General features: G+C 72.4%; 22 protein-coding genes. 12 read left to right on the top strand and 10 right to left on the bottom strand.

All coding sequences use genetic code 11. From position 1 onward, the window contains the following. The first annotated feature begins 44 nt into the window (after nt 1–44). The 9 genes from OHS17_RS33370 (at nt 45) to OHS17_RS33330 (ending at nt 7,639) form a co-directional block, all read left to right on the top strand. Nucleotides 45–977 (top strand): LysR family transcriptional regulator, encoded by a 933-nt coding sequence (locus tag OHS17_RS33370; RefSeq protein WP_330315545.1) that lies wholly within the window; start codon nt 45–47, stop codon nt 975–977. Nucleotides 978–1,143: 166 nt separating this feature from the next. Next, nucleotides 1,144–1,656: a DUF1877 family protein gene (locus tag OHS17_RS33365; RefSeq protein ID WP_330315544.1), complete on the top strand. Its 513-nt coding sequence runs from the start codon at nt 1,144–1,146 to the stop codon at nt 1,654–1,656. Nucleotides 1,657–1,660: 4 nt separating this feature from the next. Next, nucleotides 1,661–2,104, top strand: coding sequence for an SMI1/KNR4 family protein (locus OHS17_RS33360; protein WP_330315543.1), 444 nt, complete (start codon nt 1,661–1,663; stop codon nt 2,102–2,104). A 114-nt stretch (nt 2,105–2,218) separates the two neighbouring features. Beyond that, a complete protein-coding gene (locus OHS17_RS33355) occupies nt 2,219–3,034 on the top strand; it encodes an alpha/beta fold hydrolase (protein WP_330315542.1) in 816 nt (271 codons plus the stop codon). Further along, complete coding sequence (locus tag OHS17_RS33350) at nt 3,027–3,692, top strand: hypothetical protein (RefSeq protein WP_330315541.1); 666 nt, start codon at nt 3,027–3,029, stop codon at nt 3,690–3,692. Before OHS17_RS33355 ends, OHS17_RS33350 begins: the two co-directional genes overlap by 8 nt. 66 nt (nt 3,693–3,758) lie before the next feature. Next, complete coding sequence (locus OHS17_RS33345) at nt 3,759–4,745, top strand: phosphotransferase family protein (protein ID WP_330315540.1); 987 nt, start codon at nt 3,759–3,761, stop codon at nt 4,743–4,745. Then, complete coding sequence (locus OHS17_RS33340; RefSeq protein WP_330315539.1) at nt 4,742–6,100, top strand: MATE family efflux transporter; 1,359 nt, start codon at nt 4,742–4,744, stop codon at nt 6,098–6,100. The genes OHS17_RS33345 and OHS17_RS33340 overlap by 4 nt, the downstream gene beginning before the upstream one ends. A gap of 146 nt (nt 6,101–6,246) precedes the next feature. After that, complete coding sequence (locus OHS17_RS33335) at nt 6,247–6,981, top strand: zinc-binding dehydrogenase (protein WP_330315538.1); 735 nt, start codon at nt 6,247–6,249, stop codon at nt 6,979–6,981. Between the two features lie 52 nt (nt 6,982–7,033). Next, nucleotides 7,034–7,639, top strand: coding sequence for a hypothetical protein (locus tag OHS17_RS33330; protein WP_330315537.1), 606 nt, complete (start codon nt 7,034–7,036; stop codon nt 7,637–7,639). 4 nt (nt 7,640–7,643) lie between these two features. Here OHS17_RS33330 and OHS17_RS33325 read toward each other — a convergent pair whose 3' ends face one another. Genes OHS17_RS33325 through OHS17_RS33315 form a run of 3 tightly spaced genes read right to left on the bottom strand, consistent with a single transcriptional unit; the run spans nt 7,644 to nt 10,475 of the window. Continuing rightward, entirely contained in the window at nt 7,644–8,483 is an 840-nt protein-coding gene (locus OHS17_RS33325) for a class I SAM-dependent methyltransferase (protein ID WP_330315536.1), read from the bottom strand. A 10-nt stretch (nt 8,484–8,493) separates the two neighbouring features. After that, entirely contained in the window at nt 8,494–9,816 is a 1,323-nt protein-coding gene (locus OHS17_RS33320; RefSeq protein WP_330315535.1) for an MFS transporter, read from the bottom strand. Then, on the bottom strand, nt 9,813–10,475 hold the full coding sequence (locus tag OHS17_RS33315) for an ArsR/SmtB family transcription factor (RefSeq protein ID WP_330315534.1): 663 nt from the start codon (nt 10,473–10,475) through the stop codon (nt 9,813–9,815). The genes OHS17_RS33320 and OHS17_RS33315 overlap by 4 nt, the downstream gene beginning before the upstream one ends. Before the next feature lie 92 nt (nt 10,476–10,567). Here OHS17_RS33315 and OHS17_RS33310 point away from each other — a divergent pair, with 92 nt between their 5' ends. Both OHS17_RS33310 and OHS17_RS33305 read left to right on the top strand, forming a co-directional pair. Then, nucleotides 10,568–11,473: an FAD-dependent oxidoreductase gene (locus tag OHS17_RS33310; RefSeq protein ID WP_330315533.1), complete on the top strand. Its 906-nt coding sequence runs from the start codon at nt 10,568–10,570 to the stop codon at nt 11,471–11,473. 134 nt (nt 11,474–11,607) lie between these two features. Then, a complete protein-coding gene (locus tag OHS17_RS33305; RefSeq protein ID WP_330315532.1) occupies nt 11,608–12,804 on the top strand; it encodes an alpha/beta hydrolase family protein in 1,197 nt (398 codons plus the stop codon). A gap of 63 nt (nt 12,805–12,867) precedes the next feature. Here OHS17_RS33305 and OHS17_RS33300 read toward each other — a convergent pair whose 3' ends face one another. The 6 genes from OHS17_RS33300 to OHS17_RS33275 form a co-directional block, all read right to left on the bottom strand. Next, on the bottom strand, nt 12,868–13,335 hold the full coding sequence (locus OHS17_RS33300; RefSeq protein WP_330315531.1) for a DUF2871 domain-containing protein: 468 nt from the start codon (nt 13,333–13,335) through the stop codon (nt 12,868–12,870). 176 nt (nt 13,336–13,511) lie between these two features. Beyond that, the gene (locus OHS17_RS33295; RefSeq protein WP_161209580.1) at nt 13,512–14,003 is read right to left on the bottom strand and encodes a nucleotidyltransferase domain-containing protein; all 492 of its coding nucleotides are present in this window, start codon (nt 14,001–14,003) and stop codon (nt 13,512–13,514) included. Next, a complete protein-coding gene (locus tag OHS17_RS33290; protein ID WP_330315530.1) occupies nt 14,000–14,767 on the bottom strand; it encodes a histidine phosphatase family protein in 768 nt (255 codons plus the stop codon). Before OHS17_RS33290 ends, OHS17_RS33295 begins: the two co-directional genes overlap by 4 nt. 4 nt (nt 14,768–14,771) lie before the next feature. After that, a complete protein-coding gene (locus OHS17_RS33285; RefSeq protein WP_330315529.1) occupies nt 14,772–15,857 on the bottom strand; it encodes a CU044_5270 family protein in 1,086 nt (361 codons plus the stop codon). Beyond that, nucleotides 15,854–16,492, bottom strand: coding sequence for an RNA polymerase sigma factor (locus tag OHS17_RS33280; RefSeq protein WP_330315528.1), 639 nt, complete (start codon nt 16,490–16,492; stop codon nt 15,854–15,856). The genes OHS17_RS33285 and OHS17_RS33280 overlap by 4 nt, the downstream gene beginning before the upstream one ends. 93 nt (nt 16,493–16,585) lie before the next feature. Then, nucleotides 16,586–17,062 (bottom strand): nuclear transport factor 2 family protein, encoded by a 477-nt coding sequence (locus tag OHS17_RS33275; RefSeq protein WP_330315527.1) that lies wholly within the window; start codon nt 17,060–17,062, stop codon nt 16,586–16,588. Nucleotides 17,063–17,137: 75 nt separating this feature from the next. Between OHS17_RS33275 and OHS17_RS33270 the strand changes: the two genes are divergently transcribed. Next, complete coding sequence (locus OHS17_RS33270; RefSeq protein WP_330315526.1) at nt 17,138–17,617, top strand: VOC family protein; 480 nt, start codon at nt 17,138–17,140, stop codon at nt 17,615–17,617. A gap of 57 nt (nt 17,618–17,674) precedes the next feature. On the opposite strand, the gene OHS17_RS33265 is transcribed toward OHS17_RS33270, so the two are convergent. Further along, a complete protein-coding gene (locus OHS17_RS33265) occupies nt 17,675–18,028 on the bottom strand; it encodes a beta/gamma crystallin domain-containing protein (protein WP_330315525.1) in 354 nt (117 codons plus the stop codon). Nucleotides 18,029–18,168 lie beyond the last annotated feature (140 nt).

Below are 18,168 nucleotides of genomic sequence, written 5' to 3'. Positions count from 1 at the left end.
ACACGATGTCAGGGTCAAGCTCCTGATCAGTACGCTCTCTCCTCGTGGACCTCCAAGCAGTACGCACCTTCGTCGCCGTCACGGAAGCGGGCGGGTTCCAGAAGGCCGCGGCGGACCTGTCAGTCACCCAGCAGGCCGTCTCGAAGCGGATCGCCGCGCTGGAGGCGGCCCTCGGCGTCCGGCTGTTCACCCGCGCCCCGCGTGGTGCCGAGCTCACCATCGACGGCCGGGCGTTCCTGCCCCACGCACGCGAACTGCTGCGCGCGGCCGAGCGCGCGAGCGCGTCCGTACGCCCCGGCAGCCGCCCGCTCCGCGTCGATGTGATCGCGTCCCGCACCGCGCAGTCGAGCCTGATGCGCGCCTTCCACGGTGCGTACCCCGGGATCGCCCTCGACGTGATGATGCTGGTCAGCATGGACACGGCCGTCGCCGCGCTCCGCTCCGGCGAACTCGATGCGACGTTCCGCGCGGTGACCGCCCCCGGCCACCCCCTGCCCGACGCCATCGAGTCCGCCCGCGTCCTGGACGAACCCCTCCAGCTCCTCACCGGCCCCGCCCACCCCCTGGCCGACGCCCCCTCGGTGACCCTCGCCGACCTGGTCGGTCACCGCATCTGGATGCCCGGCATCGCCCCCGGCACGGAGTGGGGCGCCTACTATGCCGACCTGGTCGCGGAATTCGCGCTCACGATCGAGGCGACGGGCCCGAACTTCGGCTCGGACGTCCTGCTCGACACCATCGCGGACACCCCGTCCCTGGCCACGTTCATGGGCGCGCACTCCCGCCTCATCTGGCCCGACACCCACGACCTGCGCCGCATCCCCCTCACCGACCCGACCCCGGTCTACCCCCACTCCCTCCTCTGGCACCGAGACAACCCGCACCCGGGGCTGGGGACGCTCCGGACGTACCTGGGGGCGGCGGGGGAGTGGGGGGCGGCGGGGAGTTGGGTGCCGGGGTGGGTGGACCGGGGCTGACGGCAGGCGGCCCGATGTCAGAACCGGGTGGCAGGCTCTACCCCATGGACAAGCACCGGTTCTGGCGGCTCATCGAGGCAGCCCGCGCGCAGGCGCCCCGTTCGTACGATGCCGAAGCGGTCGCTCGGCTGGTGAGCGGCGAAGCTCGTCCGGAACACTTGCCGCCATGGCAGTGACGCAGCAGCTCGCACGGGTGACGACGGAGCATTTGGATCTCTGCCGTCAGGCAGCGGAGGTCTCTCCGGACGCCAACCCCCAGTGGGACCCGCCGAGGGCCGACTGGATCGATCTCGACTGGTCGCCCGGGCCTCTCCGCCAACTCCTTCAGCTGGCAGAGGCCGGAGACGCGGCAGTTGCGGCACTTGAACGGTCCACCCGCGGCGACACGCTGCCCGACGTCTCCTACCTCGACCACGAGGACGCCGTGGGCTCCTTCGGTCCTCCGCCCGCAGCCGTCGCCCCCGCCGCGGTGGCGGAGATCGCCACGGCACTCGCCGCGATCGACTGGGATGCTGCCATCGCGGCGCTTCCGGCGGACGCCCAAGAAGCGGCAACCGTCCTGGGCATGAACGTCACCGGCGACCCCCGCCCGTACCTCGCCGGCCACTTCGAGGCACTCCGCGCCTTCTACCAACGGGCAGCCGAACGGCGACTCACCGTCGTCTCGTGGTGGCATTGAGCCCATGGAAGGCGTATCAGCGGTGTGGACCGAAGCCGTCACGGCCCTGTCTCGTACGGCCGTTTTCCGGCCTCCCGCTTCGGAGTCGTCGTTGGCCCGCTGCGCCACGGTTCTCGGTCATCCGCTGCCCAAGGACCTGGTCGCTCTTCTGCGGGAGACCGACGGGATCGAGGACGAGTACGGAGACGGCCTCATCTGGTCGGCCGAGAACATGGCCGCCACGAATCAGGGCCTTCGCGAGGACCCCGGGTTCCCCGCTCTCTACATGCCCTTCACCCCACTCCTCTTCTTCGCGGACGCGGGCAACGGCGACCTGTTCGCTCTCCTCTCCACGATCGACCGACCCGACGTTTTCGTCTGGAACCACGAGAACGACAGCCGCACCTGGGTGGCCCCCAGCCTGGCCACGTACCTCGACTGGCGGCTGACCGGACGGATCGATCCGTAGCGCAACGCCCCGCTGTGTCGAACTGGCCGTCGCCGACATGGGGCTGACGACAAGACAGGCTCAGCAGGCAGAACGCGTCCGCATCCCCGTCGATCACCCGGCTAGGGTGCCCGCATGAACGCGACAGTGCTGCGCGGCGCCACGATCCACTACGACGACCTCGGGCCCTCCACCGGTCTGCCGGTCCTCCTGATTCACGGTCATCCGTTCAACCGCACCCTGTGGGCACCCCAGGCCGAGGCGCTGTCCGGGGCCGGATACCGGGTCGTCACCCCTGATCTGCGTGGTTACGGGCACAGCGGCGTCACCCGGGGAAGGGTTCTGCTCTCCGACTTCGCCGACGACCTCGCCGCGCTCCTCGACCACCTGGGTATCGAGCGGGCCGTGGTCGGCGGCGTCTCGATGGGCGGTCAGATCACCATGGAGTTCCAGCGTCTCCACCCGCGGCGGGTGCAGGCCCTGGTCCTGTCCGACACCTCTGCCCCCGCCGAGACCGAGGAGGGCAAGGCGTTCCGCAACCGCCTGGCCGACCGGCTTCTCGCCGAGGGGATGGACGGGTACGCGAGCGAGGTGATCGACAAGATGCTCGCCGCGTACAACGTCACCGCGATGCCCGAGGTCGCCGAGCGCGTCCTGGGCATGATGCGCGCCACGGACCCCCACGGCGCGGCGGCAGCCCTGCGCGGGCGGGCCGAGCGCCCCGACTACCGGGACACACTGGCGGCGGTCCGGAAGCCGGTCCTGATCGTCGTCGGCGCGGACGACGCGTACACCCCGGTCGCGGACGCCGAGGCGATCCGCGACCTCGTGCCCGACGCGACGATGGCCGTCATCGACAAGGCCGGCCACCTGCCCGGTGCCGAGCAGCCCGAGCGCGTCAACGCCGCTCTGCTGAACTTCCTCGCCACCCGAGTGGCCACCCGTGACTGAGCCGCACCCGCTCCTGTCCTACTTCACCGACGCCGCCCACGGTCGTTTCCCGCCCTGCGACGGCGGTGTGACGGTGCTGCCACCGCTGTCCGGTGGCCTGGAGGCCTCCGTCGCCTTCACCGGCCACGCGGTGATCGCCACCGCCCTGGACGCCGCAGACGTGCAGGCCCGTCGGCCCGACGGCTTCGGCGCCTCCCTGGCCCCCGACTTCCTTCGCCACCTCGCCGGCCCCGAGGGGACGATCGGTGTCACCGACGCCACCCTGACGACCCGTGGCACTGGCGGAACGCCACGACTGGCCGAACTCGGGGACGAGGCGCACGATCACCCGCGCGTCCTGCACGCCCGCGAGCTGAGGACCGGCATCAAGGTCTACGGCGACGAGCGGGGGCTCATCACGCTGGCGGACGGCCTCGCCGGACGGCGTGAACTGAGCATCGAACTGCATGCCCCCCACCTCGGCAGCCACGGCGACGGACGCGGCCTCCTCGCGGACGCCCTCACGCTCGTTCCGGCGGGCGCACCGCTCTTCGCCGCCGTGTCCCCGGGCAACGCCCGCTCACTCCGTGCCTTTCTGGCCTGCGGATTCACCCCGATCGGCAGCGAAGTGATTCTCCGGCCCCGCCGCCCTCTGGAGAAGTTACCGACCACATGGTAAGGAATTGCCCCGGGGCCCCGCCCGGCCCGGACGGGGGCGGGCCGGGCACGGTCGAAGGGACAGGGCGTGGAGAGCATCACCAAGAACAGGCAGCCGTCCGACGCGCTCCGCGCCATGGTCGAACGCGCCTACGGGGCCGGGCGGGTGCCCGCCGGGGACGGGTGGGCGAGCGAGCTGGGGCACGGGTGGTTCAACGTCGCCTATCGCATACGGCTGCGCGACGGGGCCGAGGTCGTTCTGAAGATCGCGCCGCCGCCGGGGGTGGAGGTGATGACCTACGAGCGCGGGGCGATGTCGATCGAGCTGGCCACGCTGGACCTGCTGCGTGCGCACACCTCCGTGCCGGTCCCCGCCGTGGACTTCGCCGACCGGACCGGCGAACTGTGCGACGCCGACTACTTCTTCATGCCGTTCGTGGACGCCGACAACCTCGGCATCGTCGGCGGAACCCTCACCGCCGCTCAGCGCGACGCGTACATGGAACAGCTCGGCGCGTTCAACCGGGAGATCAACTCGGTCCGGGGCAAGGCATTCGGGCCGCTGGCCGGGCCGGGTGACGAGAGCTGGCGGCGGGTGTTCACCGGGATGGTCGAGGACGTCCTCGCCGACGGCGAGCGGCGCGGGGTCGACATCGGGTGGGACTACGACACCATCCGCGCGGCCCTGGCCGACCACGCCGGAAGCCTGGACGAGGTCACCGAACCCCGTCTGGTGGAGTGGGACCTGTGGGACAGCAACGTCATGGTCCGCGACGGCCGGATCGTCTGCGTCATCGACCATGAACGCGCCTTCTACGGCGACCCGCTGATCGAAGCCTGCTTCACCGGCACCCAGATGTCCGACTTCGGCGACCCTGCTCCCTTCCTGCGTGGATACGGCCACGGCGAACTGACCGGGACCGAGCGGGTGCGCCGTCGGCTGTACTGCCTGCACCTGATGCTGATCATGGTCATCGAGACCGTGTACCGGGGCCACACCGACACCAAGCAGTACGACTGGGCCCGCCCCCGGCTCGACCACGCCATGGCCCTGCTCGGTCGCACCCGCCGGTGACGACCACGCACGCCGACTCCGCGTCCGACCACACCACCCGGCTCGGCACCGAGCCCGTCGGCCGGCTGCTGTGGCGCTCCTGCGCCCAGACCACCGCCGCGGTCGGCGTGTACGGCGTGTACGCGCTGACCAACGCCTGGTTCGTCGGTCACGGCGTCGGCGACACCGCGATGGCCGCGGTCAACCTGGTCGCCCCACTGCTGCTGTTGCTCGGCGCGGTGTCCACCACGGTCGGCGCGGGCGGCGCCTCGCTCGTCTCCCGCGCACTGGGCGCGGGGGACCGGAAGGCGGCCGCCCGGGCGGCGGGCAACGCGTTCACCCTGTTCTGGATCTGCGCCGTCTCCACCACCGTCATCGGGCTGGCCCTGCTCGACCCGCTGCTTGCCCTCCTGGGCGCCCGCGGTGAACTGCGCGACCTCGCCCACCCGTACGCGGTGGTCCTGCTCTGCGGGGCGCTGGTCTCGACCGGCTTCTCCAGCCTGGTACGCGCCGAGGGCCGCATGGGGTACTCGACGCTGCTGTGGCTCGTACCGGTCGCCGTGCAGATCACCCTCGACCCGCTGCTGATCTTCGGGCTCGGCATGGGCGTACGGGGCGCGGCCCTCGGCACCGTGGGCGGGCAGGCCGTCTCCGCCGCGATGAGCCTGTGGTTCTTCTTCGGCCGGCGGCGTCGCCCGTACCGGATCGGCCCCCGGGACCTGCTGCCGCACGGCCCGACGCTGCGCGCCCTGCTCGGGGTGGGGCTGCCGTCGTTCCTCGCCGGTACCGGCGTCACCCTGCTCGCGGTCCTGGTCAACTCCACCCTCGCCGCGACCGGATCGGCCACCGCGCTCGCCGCGTACGCCGTCTGCGCCCGTCTGCAGACCTTCGTGCTGATGCCGCACACCGGCATCGGCCAGGGGCTCCAGCCCATCGTCGGCTACAACACGGGACGTGGCCTGCCCGGGCGCGCCCTGCGGGCCCGCGACATCGCCCTGCTCGGCTCCCTGCTGTACGGAGTCCTCACCGCCGCCGCCCTCGCGCTGCTCGCCGGACCCCTGACCGGGCTGTTCCTGAGCGACCCCGAGACCGTCGGCACCGCCGGCCGGGCGCTGCGCGTCCTCGCCATCGGCCTGACCGTCGCGGGGATCGCCCCGCTGGCGGCGGCGTACGCCCAGTCCCTGGGGCGCCCGGCACCCGCCTACCTGATCTCCATCGGCAGCCTGCTCCTGATCAAGGTCCCGCTCGTCGCGACCCTCGGCCGCCTCGGCGCGAACGGAGTCTGGGCAGCGCTGTCCGCAGGTGAACTCGCCACCGCCGCGGGCGCGGCCCTGCTCCTGCGACGCCTGTCCGGCGCGGGGGTGAAGGGGCCCTAACCGTCCAGCGCGCCCGTCCGCCCGGCCGGGCGCCTCGGCCCGGGAGATCAGGCCGGACAGGGTCGACTTGTCCAGGCCGAGGAAGGCCGACGGATCGCATCACGGCGCGGGGCACCCCGCCCGTCCACCGCGAGCACCCCGAACCCGTGGCCCGGGGCGAGCACGAGAGGGTCGTGGAGGTGTTCGCGGCGGGCCTGCACCACCTCACCCGGTCCAGGGCCGAAGGAACCCACGTACGCCGGAGCATCGTCCTTCCCGACGGCGCGGACCCGGTCCGGATCGCCGCCGCGATGAACCCGGGCATGTCCTCCTGGGTCGCGCTGCGCCGCCGCATCGACTTCCGGGCCGGGCAGCGCGTGCTCGTGCTCGGCGCCACCGGGAGCGCCGGACGCATGGCCGTCCAGATCGCCAAGCGGTTCGGCGCGGCGGAGGTCTTCGCCGTCGGCCGGAACGCCGGCCGGCTGGCCGAGCTGCCCGCTCTCGGCGCGGACCGCGCGCTCACCTTCGAAGAGATCGCCGCCGCGGCCGACGTCGACGTCGTCCTCGACTTCGTCCGGGGCGAGCCCGCGGCGGGCGCCATGCTCCCCCTCCTCACCGCGCGCGCCGACCGCTCGGCCCCGCTCACCTGGGTGCAGATCGGCTCCATGGCGGGCCCGAGCGCACCGATCCCCTCCGCGGCGCTGTGCAAGGCCCGGCTGGAGATCGTGGGCAGCGGCATCGGATCGCTCTCCGCCCGCGACTTTCTCGCCGAACTCCCGGAACTGGCCTCGGCGGTCACCGAGGGCGCCCTCGACGTCCGGGCGCGCGCCGTGGCGCCGTCCGGGATCGGGGAGGCGTGGAACGACCACCGGAGCGACGAGCGCCTCGTCTACGTCCCGTAAGCCCCGGCGACAGGGAAGGCATCTTCGTACGTGCGGTCGATAGGCTCGCCCCATGGGCGTCGACCTCAACACACTGATCGCCGACTGGTCCTGGCTGGCCGAAGTCCCGCCTCCGGAGCGGCTGGAGCGGCTGCGCAACGCCTGGTACGACGACGAAACCGGGCTGTGGGACTACGACAGGGACGGGACCGACGACGGGTGGGAGTGGCCGCGCGGGCCGCACAGCGCGCTGTTCGGTGTGTACGAGTTCCCGGGCACCCTCGGCTCGTACAAGCCGCACTTCTGGGCGGGGGAGGCGTGGGAGAAGGCCCGCGACCACGTGGACCCGGCCGTGCGGGCGGAGCTGGACGCGCTGCTCGGCGGGCTGATCTGGGACGGTCCGGACTTCGACGACGAGGAGCCGGGCGAGGGCCACGCCTTCTTCACCGGGGGCTACGGTTTGCTGGTCGCGCAGTCCCCGCAAGGCGTACGGGACCTGCTCGCGACCTGGGAGCGCGTACGGCCCCGGCTCGACGAGCTTCGCGCACCCTACGAGGAACGCTCTGAAGCGTCCCAGTACAGAAGCTTCGACGCCTTCGTCCGCCTCCTGACCAACTGGGGCGAAGTCCTGGCCGAGGCCGCCCGCCGGGGCTGGGGGATCGCGGGCGTGAGCGAGTGAGCGGTCAGCGCCTGCGCGAGACCCCCAGCTCGATCAGGTAGCGCTTCGTCACCCGGCCCCCGTACCGCCCGTCGATCAGCTCCGCGATGGAGTCCAGCAGCCCACGCCGGGCGGGCTCCGGGAGCGCCCGGTGCCCGGAGTACGTGCGCAGCACGTCCAGGTACTGCGGGGTGGTGTACGTGACGTCGTGCTCGTAACGACGGAAGACCGTCGGGCCGAAGCGGCCGCTGCGCGCCACCTCCTCCGCGTGGTCCGCGTTGCCGACCTCGGCGGCGGTGGGCGGCCGCGTCCCGGGCTTCGTCTCCGGATCGAAGCGCTCGTAGCAGCGCTGGACCTCCACGAAGAACTCCTCGGTGCCGCCCCGCACATGCTGGGTGCGCACCACGGCGAGCGCCCCGTCCGTCCGCAGCGCGTCGGCCGCCTTGGGCACGCGCACCGCCGGGTCGATCCAGTGGAACGCGGTGACGACGAGCACGGTGTCGTACGGCTCCGCGGGCAGCGGCCAGCTCTCGAACGCGGACGTCACCACCTCCACGTCCGCCGCCCCGGCCAGATTGCGCCGGGCGACCGCGGCCATGCTCGGCCCCGCCTCGACGGCCGTGATCCTGCACCCCCGCCGGGCCAGCGGCACCGTGGCCTGCCCGGTCCCGCAGCCCACCTCAAGGACCCGGCTGCCGCGCCGCGCCCCGGCGAGCTCCGCGAGGTCGTCGTAGAGCGCCACCGGGTACCCCGGCCGGGCCCGGTCGTACAGCTCCGCGTCCTCGTCGAACGTCTGCCGCAGCAGCTCCCGCCGGGAGTCCTCGGGGGTGTCGTCGCGGGGCGCGGGTGCGGTGGTTTCGGGCATGCGGGGCAGATTACGGGGTGCCCCCTTCGGCATCGGCCCGAACCCGGAATCCGCCGCCCGGGACCCGCGTACGGTCCATCTCGCGCCACTCGGGCCGCAGTCCGGTCAGGTTCGTCGTCAGGAAGTAGACGGCCCCGCACGTGAGCAGCATCGGCACGAGTCCGGTGGCGGTCACCGCGGCCCCGACCAGCAGTCCGCCGAGAGGGATGCCGGCCCAGGCGAGCGAGTCACCGAGCGCGTTGACCCGGCCCAGCATCCGGCGCGGCACCCGCTCGACCAGGACGGCCCCCATCACCGGGTTGACGAAGCCCGCCCCGAACCCGCTGACGGCGAAGACGGCCAGCACGCCCCACAGCGGGGCGCCGGAGGCGAGCACCAGGAACCTCGGTGCTCCGGCCAGCAGGAACCCGCCGAGCACCACCAGCCGCCGCGGCAGCCTGTGCGCGACCACCGCGGCGATCAGGCTCCCGGCGACCCCTCCGGCCCCCATCACGCCGCCCATCAGGCCGATCGCGGTCGGCCCGTTGCCGGAGTCCCTGGCCCAGACCGGGGCGAGGACCGAGGTGAACGCCGCGTCCAGCAGGTTGGTGATGCCGATCATGACGATGGCGGTGAGCAGGAGCGGCTCGCCGCGCAGGAAGGCGAAGCCCTCGCCGAACCGCTGCCAGTAGCCCGGCTCCGCCTCCTCCGCCGCGCCGGGGGCGTCGTCGGCGGAGCGCTCCGTGTCACGGGGCAGCACGACCCGGATGACCACCGAACCGAGGGCGAAGCAGCCCGCGTTGACAGCGAGCGCGGTCAGCGGGCCCAACAGTGCCACCAGGGAGCCGCCGGCCGCCATGCCGACCGTGGAGGCGAGGCGTTCAATCACGCCGGACAGACCCGTGGCGCGCTCCAGCGGCACCCGGCCGCGTTCGGCCGCTTCCGGGACCATCACTTCCTTGGCCAGGTCGCCGGGGCCCCGGGCCGCCCCGATCAGCGCGACCAGGCCCAGCAACAGCGGGAAGGAGAGCATGTCCAGGACGTGCAGAACGGGAATCGCGGCGGCCGCGGTCGCGCTGGCCAGGTCGGTGGTCCAGGAAACGGCCCGCGGTCCGGTCCGGTCCACCAGCGGTCCGGTGAACACCTTGACCACCACGTAGGGGGCCATCTCGCAGAAGGCGACGAGTCCGGTGCGGCCGGCGCTGCCGGTCGTGACGAGGACGAACCAGGGCAGCGCCACGACGGAGATCCGTGTGCCCGTCAGCGACATCGCCATGGCTGTCAGCACCCCGACAAGCGGCCGTAAGGACCTCGTACCGGATATGCCGCCGCTCTCCGACGGGCTTTCGGTCATGACGCGGGTCCGTCTTCCGCTTCCGGGGGCCCGGGGTACGGCGCCGCGCCGGGCCCGTCCAGTTCGGGCAGGACGTACGTGATCACGCTGACCCGCTCGGCGCCCTCGGGGGCGCTCGCCGCGTCCTCCGGCCGGTCCCGCCGGTAGCGGGCGACGACCTGCTTCAACTCCTGTTCCAGGGAGCCGGCTTCCTCGGGCGTGAGGCGCAGCGCCCAGTCGCTCATGTCGAAGGAGTTCCGCCAGGCCGGGGGCATCGTCAGGAGCTCGTTCAGCGTCTGCTGGAGGCGGAGGGTGTGGATGGCGGCGACGGACTGGAGATAGGCCAGGACCGCCTCCGGTTCCCGCTCGGCCAGCTCCGGATCGTTGAACCAGATCGTGCGGTGCACCGAGCGCCACCAGCGCTCCCGCGCATTGCCGAGACCGGTGTCCTCCTCCACGAAGCCGGCCGCGCCGAGCTGCCGCAGGTGGTAGCTGGCCGTTCCCGAGTTCACCCCCAGCCGCTCCGCGAGCCGGGTCGCCGTCGAGGGACCGTACTTCCGCAGCAGCCCGACCAGTTGTACGCGCACCGGATGGGCCAGGGCGCGCAGTCCCTTGGCATCCAGGACGACGGATTCCCTGTCCACGTCCGGGCCGTCCGGCCCCTTCACCACATCAGCCATGCGGCACACGATAAACCGCAAAGAGTTCTTCGCAAAGAGTTCTTCGCGAAGAACTCTTTGCAGTCCGGAGTGCTTGGTGCTGGAATGGCCCCATGGCCGACACGCTGTACGACACCGATCTGCTCGTCATCGGCGGCGGCCCCGCCGGTTGCGCCGCCGCCAGGATGGCCGCCGGGGTCGGGCTGCGTACGGTGCTGGTCGAGCCGGACCGGCTGTGCCGGAACCTCTACCGCGTGCCCGCCCTCGGCAACGTGCTCGGCGGCCACACCAGCGGCCCGGCGCTCGCCGAAGCCATCACGGCGGAGGTCCTGGGCACGGAGCTGTGCCGGGTCGAACTCGGTTGTTACGTGAGTGAGTTGCGCGCGGCCGACGATTACGTGACCGTCACACTCGACACCGGAGCCCGCCTCACCGCCCCGTACGCCGTCGTCGCCACCGGCGTCGGCCCGCTCCAGCCGCGTGACGCCCCCTGGATCACCGCACCGGACGGGCTCACCCTGCCGCCGCTGTGGCAGGCCGGGGCGGAGGAGGGCCGGACCCTCCTCGTACTCGGCGGCGACCGTCCGATCGGGACCTTCCTGCGCGCCCACCCGGACACGGATGCCCGCCTGCTCGTGGCGTACCCGGCGGCCGACGCGTACAAGACGGACGAGATCCGCGACGACCCCCGGGTCACACTCGTCCCCGTCGGACACCTGACGCTCTCGGGGGCGGCGGCGGAGGTGACCGCCCCCGACGGTCTGCGGCGCGTACTGGCCGCGGACGCCGTCTTCCTCAGCCTCGGCAGCGCGCCCGCCGCCCCGCCGGGCGACCTGGTGCGGGGTGCGGACGGCTACTGCGCGCCCTCCGGCCAGCACCCCCGCGTCCTCATCGCCGGTGACCTCCGCTCAGCGCGCTACCAGCGCATCATGACCGCCCTGGGCTCCGGCAGCGAGGCCGCGCTGCACGCGTACTACGCGGCGCGGGACCTGCTCGGCCCGGATGCCGCCGCCAGGTAGGCCCCGTTCCCGGTCACCGCCCACCCGTAGGCCCGTGGTACGACACGCGCCCCGCCCCGTCCGACCGCGGAGGTACCAAAACGCAGACCGTGGGCGGACGTTGGGGCAGCGGACCCCCGCCTAACGTTCGGGGCATGAGAACTCGTCACCGCACCCTGGCCGCCTCGCTCCTCGTCCTCGCCCTGGGGGCAACGGCCACCCTCCCGGCCGTCGCCGCCACCCCGGCGCCCGCCGGCAACGGCCCCGCGCTCACCGCCCCCGCCCAGCAGCTGCGCCTGCCCGCGCCGACCGGCCCGTACGCCGTGGGCGAGGACACCGTGCACCTCCGGGACACCGGGCGCGCCGACCCGTACGTGCCGGAGGCGGGGGCGCGTGAGCTGCTGGTGTCCGTGTTCTATCCGGCGCGGACCGGGACCGGGGCGCGTGCCCCGTACATGAGCGTGAAGGAGGCGGAACTGCTCCTGGAGGACAAGGGGTTGGGCGGCGTCGTCGCGCCCGAGGTGGTCGGGGCCACCGAGACGTACGCGCGGACCGGTGCGGCCCCCGCGCGCGGACGGTTCCCGCTCGTCGTGCTCTCGCCCGGGTTCGGGCAGAGCCGCTTCACGCTGACGTCCCTCGCGACGGATCTGGCCTCCCGGGGGTACGTCGTCGCGGCCGTGGATCATGCCCATGAGTCCCTTGCCACCGTCTTCCCGGGCGGGCGCGTCCTGCCCTGTGCCGCCTGCGACTACGTGGAGCGGGCCGGTGAAGAGGGGTATGCGGAGGTCGCCCGGGGCCGGGCGAAGGACGTCCCGTTCCTGCTGGACCGGCTGACGGGCGGTCACCCCGCCTGGCGGTACGCCTCCATGATCGACCGGCGGCGCATCGGCATGGCCGGGCACTCCATCGGCGGTGACTCCGCCGCGTCCACGATGGCCGCCGACCGGCGCGTGCGGGCGGGCGTGAACATGGACGGGACCTTCTTCGACCCGGTCCCCGCCCAGGGGCTCCGGAGCCGGCCGTTCATGATGCTCGGCACCGAGGCCGACCACGCGTCCGGCGGCACCTTCGACACCACGTGGGACCGCGACTGGGCGCGCCTCGACGGCTGGAAGAGGTGGCTCACGGTCGCCGGGGCCGGTCACTTCACCTTCACCGATCTTCCTCTGCTCGGGGCGCAGTTGGGTATCAGCGACCCCTCGGCCCCGCTGCCCGCCGACCGTTCCGGCGACATCACCCGCGACTACGTCGCCGCCTTCTTCGACCTCCACCTCAAGGGCGTACCGCAACGCCTGCTCGCCGGACCGACGCCGGGCAATCCCGAGGTGACGTTCCAGGCGCCTGCGCGCTAGCGGTTGCACAACTCGGGGGCCTCGATTATTACGCCGTAATAATCGAGGCCCCCAGGTGCGAGCTCAGACGGCGCTCGCCGCCTCCGCCGTCGGCTCCTTCGGCGTGGCGTCCGCCTTGACGTGCTCGTTGACGCGCTGTCCGAGCAGGACGAAGAGCAGGATGAGCCCCACGGTCAGCAGGATGTGCCCGAGCCCGGCGGTCAGCGGCACGGCCTCCGCGATGTGGTCCTCGTCGCGGCCGAGCACCGTCAGGATGCCGTGGACGCCCATCATCGCCGTCGAGATGGCGATGCCGATGTTGTAGAACCAGAAGAACGCGGTGAACAGCTTCGAGCCGGACAGCCCGAAGACCTTGTCCAGGCCGAGGACGATCAGGAAGACGAGCATGCCCAGCGCGAGAAGGTGGGTGTGCATGAGCGCCAGCTGGGTATCGCCGTGAAAGTCCTTGATTTTCGTGAACTCCCGGTAGAAAAGCCCCGAGATCACTCCGACGATCATGTAAACGTGTGCTGCGTAATATGACTTCCGCATGGCGGAGTTCGCCCCCCCTGGGTCGAATACCGTACTGATCAAGGCCATTCAAACACCCGGCCTCGCGCGTACGGGCGTTTCACCCAGTGCGCCGGGAAGCTTCACGAGCGATCCTCAAGTCGCCTTCGAGCGCTTCTCCTGCGCGCTTTTGCCGGTGGTCGTACCGCGCTCCAGGATCAGAAGTGCGTGCCGATACCGAACGTCTCGCGGAGCCGGGCCATGTCGTGGAGATCCCGCTCCCTGGGCTCGTACCCCTGGTGGAAGTACACCTGCTGTGCGGCGGACAGGCAGGGCACGGTACGGCCCCCGACGCTGCCCGTGACGAAGCAGTCCGCCGGATAGACGAACGGCTTCCCCGGCTCCAGCGACTCCTGGAGGGCGCTCCCGTCCGGGCCGAACGAGAGAGGGTGCAGATCGATCTGACGCTCCGCCTGGTCCGACACGACGAACCGTACGGGCCGCCAGTCGAGTGTTTCCGCGAACCCGGCCGCGGCGAGAGCGGCGACGACCGCCGGCTCCTGCTCCAGGCGGTGCATCAGGTCCAGATCCCGGTGCTCCCGGGTCTGCCGCCCCACCAGGGCGTCGATGCCCCAGCCCCCGCCGACCCACACCTCCGCACCGGCCGCCCGCAGCAGGTCCAGGATCTCCAGCACATCGTCGCCCGTCACGCGGTCGTGTCCCCTTCCTGAGCGAGGTGCGCGGTCCCGCCCCAGAGCCGCAGGCTCAGGCGGTGGCCGTCGCCCTGCCAGTGGGACAGCGAGGCGTTGGGCACCGGCGGCACGTCCTCGGGAGCCGAGGCGCCGAGGCCCGCCAGGGCGAAGCGGACGGCGACGACCGCCGCGTCATGGGCGACGAGCAACACCCGCCGCCCGGGCGCGGCCCGCTCCAGACCGGCGAGGAACCCGCGCACCCGCAGGGCGACATCGGCGAGCGATTCCCCGCCGGGCGGGCGGTAGAACCACTCGCCCAGCCGTTCCCGGCGGGCGGCCTCCTCCGGGTCCCGCGCCGCCAGCGCGGCCGGGGGGTACAGCTCGAAGACGCCCATCTCCCGGTCCCGCAGCCGCTCGTCCACCAGAAGCGGAAGCGGAGCGACGCCCTCACCGGCCGCGTACCCGGCCATCGCCTGCCAGGTCTGCCGAGCCCGGACGTACGGCGAGCAGACGACGAGGTCCAGCTCACCGGCGTACTCCACGAGCCAGCGCCCGAGCGCCCGCGCCTGTGCCTGTCCGAGGCCGGACAGCGGTACGTCGCGGTCGCGTCCTTCCAGGGGCGCCGCGCCCGCCTCGGCGAAGGCGACGTTGGCGGTGCTCTGCCCGTGCCGGACCGCCCACAGCGCGCCGAGCGCGTTCGGGACGGCGAGGGGCGCCTCGCCCGGTTCCCCCTCGGGACGCCAGGGGGCCGCCTCGCCTCTTCCCCGTACCGCGTCTGTCATGCCGTCAGGCTACGGGCAGCCCGGCCGGTCGGGCGGTGGTCGACGGCTTCTCGCGGAGGGCGTCCACCACCGCGCGTTCCAGGACCGCCGACGTGTTCGTGACGGTGCCCTTCCGGCCCATGGAGGTGTCCCGGATGAGGTAGGTCCGCTCGCCCAGGTACGCCAGGGTCTTCGCGTCGAAGACCCAGGCGGTGCGCCAGCCGGCGCGCTCGTCGTCGCGGGCCACGCCTATGCCGTGCCGCCCGGCCGCGTCCACCGCGTCGGAGTCCACGCTCACGCCGGGAATCCGCGCCGCGGCCTTGTACAGGGCGGCCGCGGTCCTCGGCGGCATCAGGGTCTCCCGCAGCAGCCCGCCGATGGCCTCGAAGGCGTCCTGGTCCGGGTCCCGTTCGTCGGCCGGGGTGTTCCGCGCGTCCTGGTCCGCGGTGATCTCGGTGGCGAGCCTGCGGAGCAGGGCGTCAGGGTCGGTGGGCAGGGAGGCGAGCCAGGTGTACGTGGGCCGGTTGAGGCCCGCCGGGTAGCCGACGGGCTTCTCGCCGTCCGGGACGCCGACCTCGATCGGGAAGTACTTGCCGTCCTCGTGGATCAGCCCCTCGTCGATCACCGGCCCGGACTTCTGCGCCATCCAGACCTCGCGCTCACCGGGCTTCCCCAGCTTCACCGGACCGCCGAACGCGCCCGTGTTCGCGGCCTGCAACGTCCTGACGTACACGAACTGGGCGTCGGTGACCTCGATCGCGTCGCTCTCCGACGCGACCGTGGCGATCCGGTCCAGCAGCACGGTCGCGCCGCGCGGGGCCGCGGCCGTGGCGGCGGTGCGGGGGGCCTCGTCCCGGCCGGTCACGGCGAGGGTCGTGAACAGGATCCCGCCCAGGGCCAGTCCGGCGGCGGGCAGCAGGACGGCGGGGCGCAGGAGGCGGGGCCTGGGGCGGGCGGTGGTGCGGTCGCCGTCCTGGTCGATCAGCTGCATCAGGGTTTCCTTGTGGTGGAGATGGCGCCCCGGAGGCAGGTCCCGTTCGGCCGGGGCCGGCAGCAGCCGGGCCAGTTCCTCGCGTTCGGCCCAGGTGGGGCCGGAGGCACGGTCGTTCATCGGGCTTCCTCCTGAAGGGGCAGGGCCACGAACGCGGCCCTGCCCTGTACCTCTCCGCGACGGGGGCGGGGTTCCCCGGCGTTGTCGTTCCGTTTCCGTTCCCTGGCCAGCCGCTCGTCCGTGAGCCGCCTCAGCCGTTCCCGCGCGCGGGACAGCCGCGACCGCACCGTGCCCACCGGCACGCCGAGCGCCTCGGCGGCCTCCGCGTAGTCGAGGCCCGACCAGACGCAGAGGGCCAGCACCTCGCGGTCCTGGCGGCGCAGCCCGTCCAGCGCCTGCCGGACCGCGGCGAGCCGCCGGGCGTCGTCCACCTGCCCGGCCGCGGCGTCAGCGATGTCGGCGACGGGCTCGGGGGCGGGGCGCCGGGCCAGAAAGGCGAGGCGCCGGCCGGTGCCCCGGTTGGCGTTGCGCGCCTTGTTCGTGGCGATGCCGAGCAGCCACGGCAGCAGCGATTCGCCTTCCGGCTCGACGGATTGCCGGGTGCGCCAAGCGGCGAGGAAGGTCTCGGACATGACCTCCTCGGCCGTCGACCAGTCGCCCGTCAGCCGGTAGGCATGGTTGTAGACCGCCCGCGCGTACTCCTCGTAGAGCACGGCGAACGCCTGACGGTCGCCCGCCCTGATGCGTGTGCGCATGCGCTCCCGGTCTTCCTGATCATCACATCTCACACCCCTACCTCTCCGCCCGGTGCGGCGGGTTCCCGTGACCCCCGCCACACCGGGCGTCGGTCAGACGGCGGTTGGCGCGAATTCCGCCGGCAGGCGCGGCGGAGTTCCCTGTGTCCATACGATCCGCAGCGCGGTGGCGGAGACCCGCCAGCCGTCCGCCGTCCTGACCAGCTCGGTCTCCGTGTGCCCGGCGGAGACGAAGACGTCGTCCGGGCCGCCCGCGAGGACATGGGTGCTCAGCTGGGCGCCACGAACCGTGGCCCGGTCGCCGTCGACCTCGATGACATTGTTCGTACCGAAATGCACGGTCCGATCGAACAGCGCCATGCCCTTACGCACGCGGTCCAGCACGGCATCGCGCCCGTGGACGGTGCCCAGGGGCATCTCGGCGGTGACGTCCTCGGTGTGGAACGCGCGAGCCCACTCGTCGTCAATGACGCCGTGGTCCAGGGAATGGAGGTAGCGGTCCAGGAGGTCGGTGATCTCGGCACGGTCGGTCAGGTGGCGCAGCTGTCGCCGCGCTTCTTCGGTATCCATGGCGCAAGCCTCGTATCTCAAGCGGACTTGAGGTCAAGGCGCTGCGTTGTCAGACCCGTCTGGGATGCTCCGGCCATGGAGACGGAGACCGAGACGGCGCCCGAGATGACCGTGCAGATGACGATCGACTGTGCCGATCCGCAGCGGATGGTGGCCTTCTGGAGCGAGGCTCTGGGGTACGTCCCCGAGCCGCCGCCGGAGGGGCATGCGAGCTGGCGCGCCTACTGGGAGGACATGGGGGTGCCCGAGGAGGAGCTGCCGCCCGGGGCGGGGGATCTGCCGGAGTCGATCATCGATCCGGCCGGGCGCGGGCCCCGGGTGTGGTTCCAGAAGGTTCCGGAGGTGAAGGCGGTCAAGAACCGGTGGCACTTCGACCTCAAGGTCGGCGGGGGGCGGGCCGTTCCGCTGGAGGTCCGCAAGCGGCGGGTCGACGCCACGGTGGCGCAGCTGGTCGGGGCCGGTGCCACGGTGGCGGAGGTCAGGGAGCTGCCGGACATGGACTTCTACGCCACCGCCATGCTGGACCCGGAGGGCAACGAGTTCGACGTGGTCTGACGGCCACGGTCACCGCCGTTCACGAACGGCGGTGACCGGTGGTGCGCTTCCGGGCGCTCAGAGGATCTGGATGCTCTTGATCCGGGGCGGGTTGTTCGGGAACGTGATGTCCGTCCAGCGGTTGATCCGGACCGAGTCCCCGTTGACGTCGTAGTAGATGAGGTCGTTGTTGCCGGTGACGATCCGGTCGGCCCACCAGCCGCCGAAGTCGGTCCTGCCCGCGTTGGCGTAGCAGTCGACGCTCTGACGGCCGTCGAGGTGGGAGTAGATCTTCAGGAAGTCCGCGCCGCCGACGCACTCCACGTGGTCGATGGCGTAGGCGGACCCTGCGGGTACGGCGACGGTCAGCGAGGCCGCGGCGGCGAATGCCATGGCCAGGGAGCCGAGAATCCGCTTGCCCTGTGCGATCACGGGATCTCCTTCGTACGAGCCCGGCGTCGCGCGGCCGGGCGGGACTTGGGGGACACGGCCGGGGTCCGGCCGGGTCGGTGACGTGGCGCCATGACATACCGGGGCGCACTCCGCCGAGCCGGTGGCGACTCGTTGACGAT

Source organism: Streptomyces sp. NBC_00523 (genome assembly GCF_036346615.1).
GTDB lineage: Bacteria > Actinomycetota > Actinomycetes > Streptomycetales > Streptomycetaceae > Streptomyces.
The sequence above is the reverse complement of the archived record's forward strand: the minus strand, read 5'-3'. Positions and strand labels throughout refer to the sequence as shown.

Excerpts from the sequence above, each read along its gene's own strand:
- OHS17_RS33320 (WP_330315535.1), bottom strand. The coding sequence starts at position 9,816 with ATGACCGAAAGCCCGTCGGAGAGCGGCGGCATATCCGGTACGAGGTCC.
- OHS17_RS33290 (WP_330315530.1), bottom strand. The coding sequence starts at position 14,767 with ATGACAGACGCGGTACGGGGAAGAGGCGAGGCGGCCCCCTGGCGTCCC.
- OHS17_RS33325 (WP_330315536.1), bottom strand. The coding sequence starts at position 8,483 with ATGCCCGAAACCACCGCACCCGCGCCCCGCGACGACACCCCCGAGGAC.
- OHS17_RS33285 (WP_330315529.1), bottom strand. The coding sequence starts at position 15,857 with ATGAACGACCGTGCCTCCGGCCCCACCTGGGCCGAACGCGAGGAACTG.
- OHS17_RS33330 (WP_330315537.1), top strand. The coding sequence starts at position 7,034 with ATGGGCGTCGACCTCAACACACTGATCGCCGACTGGTCCTGGCTGGCC.
- OHS17_RS33365 (WP_330315544.1), top strand. The coding sequence starts at position 1,144 with ATGGCAGTGACGCAGCAGCTCGCACGGGTGACGACGGAGCATTTGGAT.
- OHS17_RS33310 (WP_330315533.1), top strand. The coding sequence starts at position 10,568 with ATGGCCGACACGCTGTACGACACCGATCTGCTCGTCATCGGCGGCGGC.
- OHS17_RS33355 (WP_330315542.1), top strand. The coding sequence starts at position 2,219 with ATGAACGCGACAGTGCTGCGCGGCGCCACGATCCACTACGACGACCTC.
- OHS17_RS33270 (WP_330315526.1), top strand. The coding sequence starts at position 17,138 with ATGGAGACGGAGACCGAGACGGCGCCCGAGATGACCGTGCAGATGACG.
- OHS17_RS33280 (WP_330315528.1), bottom strand. The coding sequence starts at position 16,492 with ATGCGCACACGCATCAGGGCGGGCGACCGTCAGGCGTTCGCCGTGCTC.
- OHS17_RS33315 (WP_330315534.1), bottom strand. The coding sequence starts at position 10,475 with ATGGCTGATGTGGTGAAGGGGCCGGACGGCCCGGACGTGGACAGGGAA.
- OHS17_RS33305 (WP_330315532.1), top strand. The coding sequence starts at position 11,608 with ATGAGAACTCGTCACCGCACCCTGGCCGCCTCGCTCCTCGTCCTCGCC.
- OHS17_RS33360 (WP_330315543.1), top strand. The coding sequence starts at position 1,661 with ATGGAAGGCGTATCAGCGGTGTGGACCGAAGCCGTCACGGCCCTGTCT.
- OHS17_RS33300 (WP_330315531.1), bottom strand. The coding sequence starts at position 13,335 with ATGCGGAAGTCATATTACGCAGCACACGTTTACATGATCGTCGGAGTG.
- OHS17_RS33275 (WP_330315527.1), bottom strand. The coding sequence starts at position 17,062 with ATGGATACCGAAGAAGCGCGGCGACAGCTGCGCCACCTGACCGACCGT.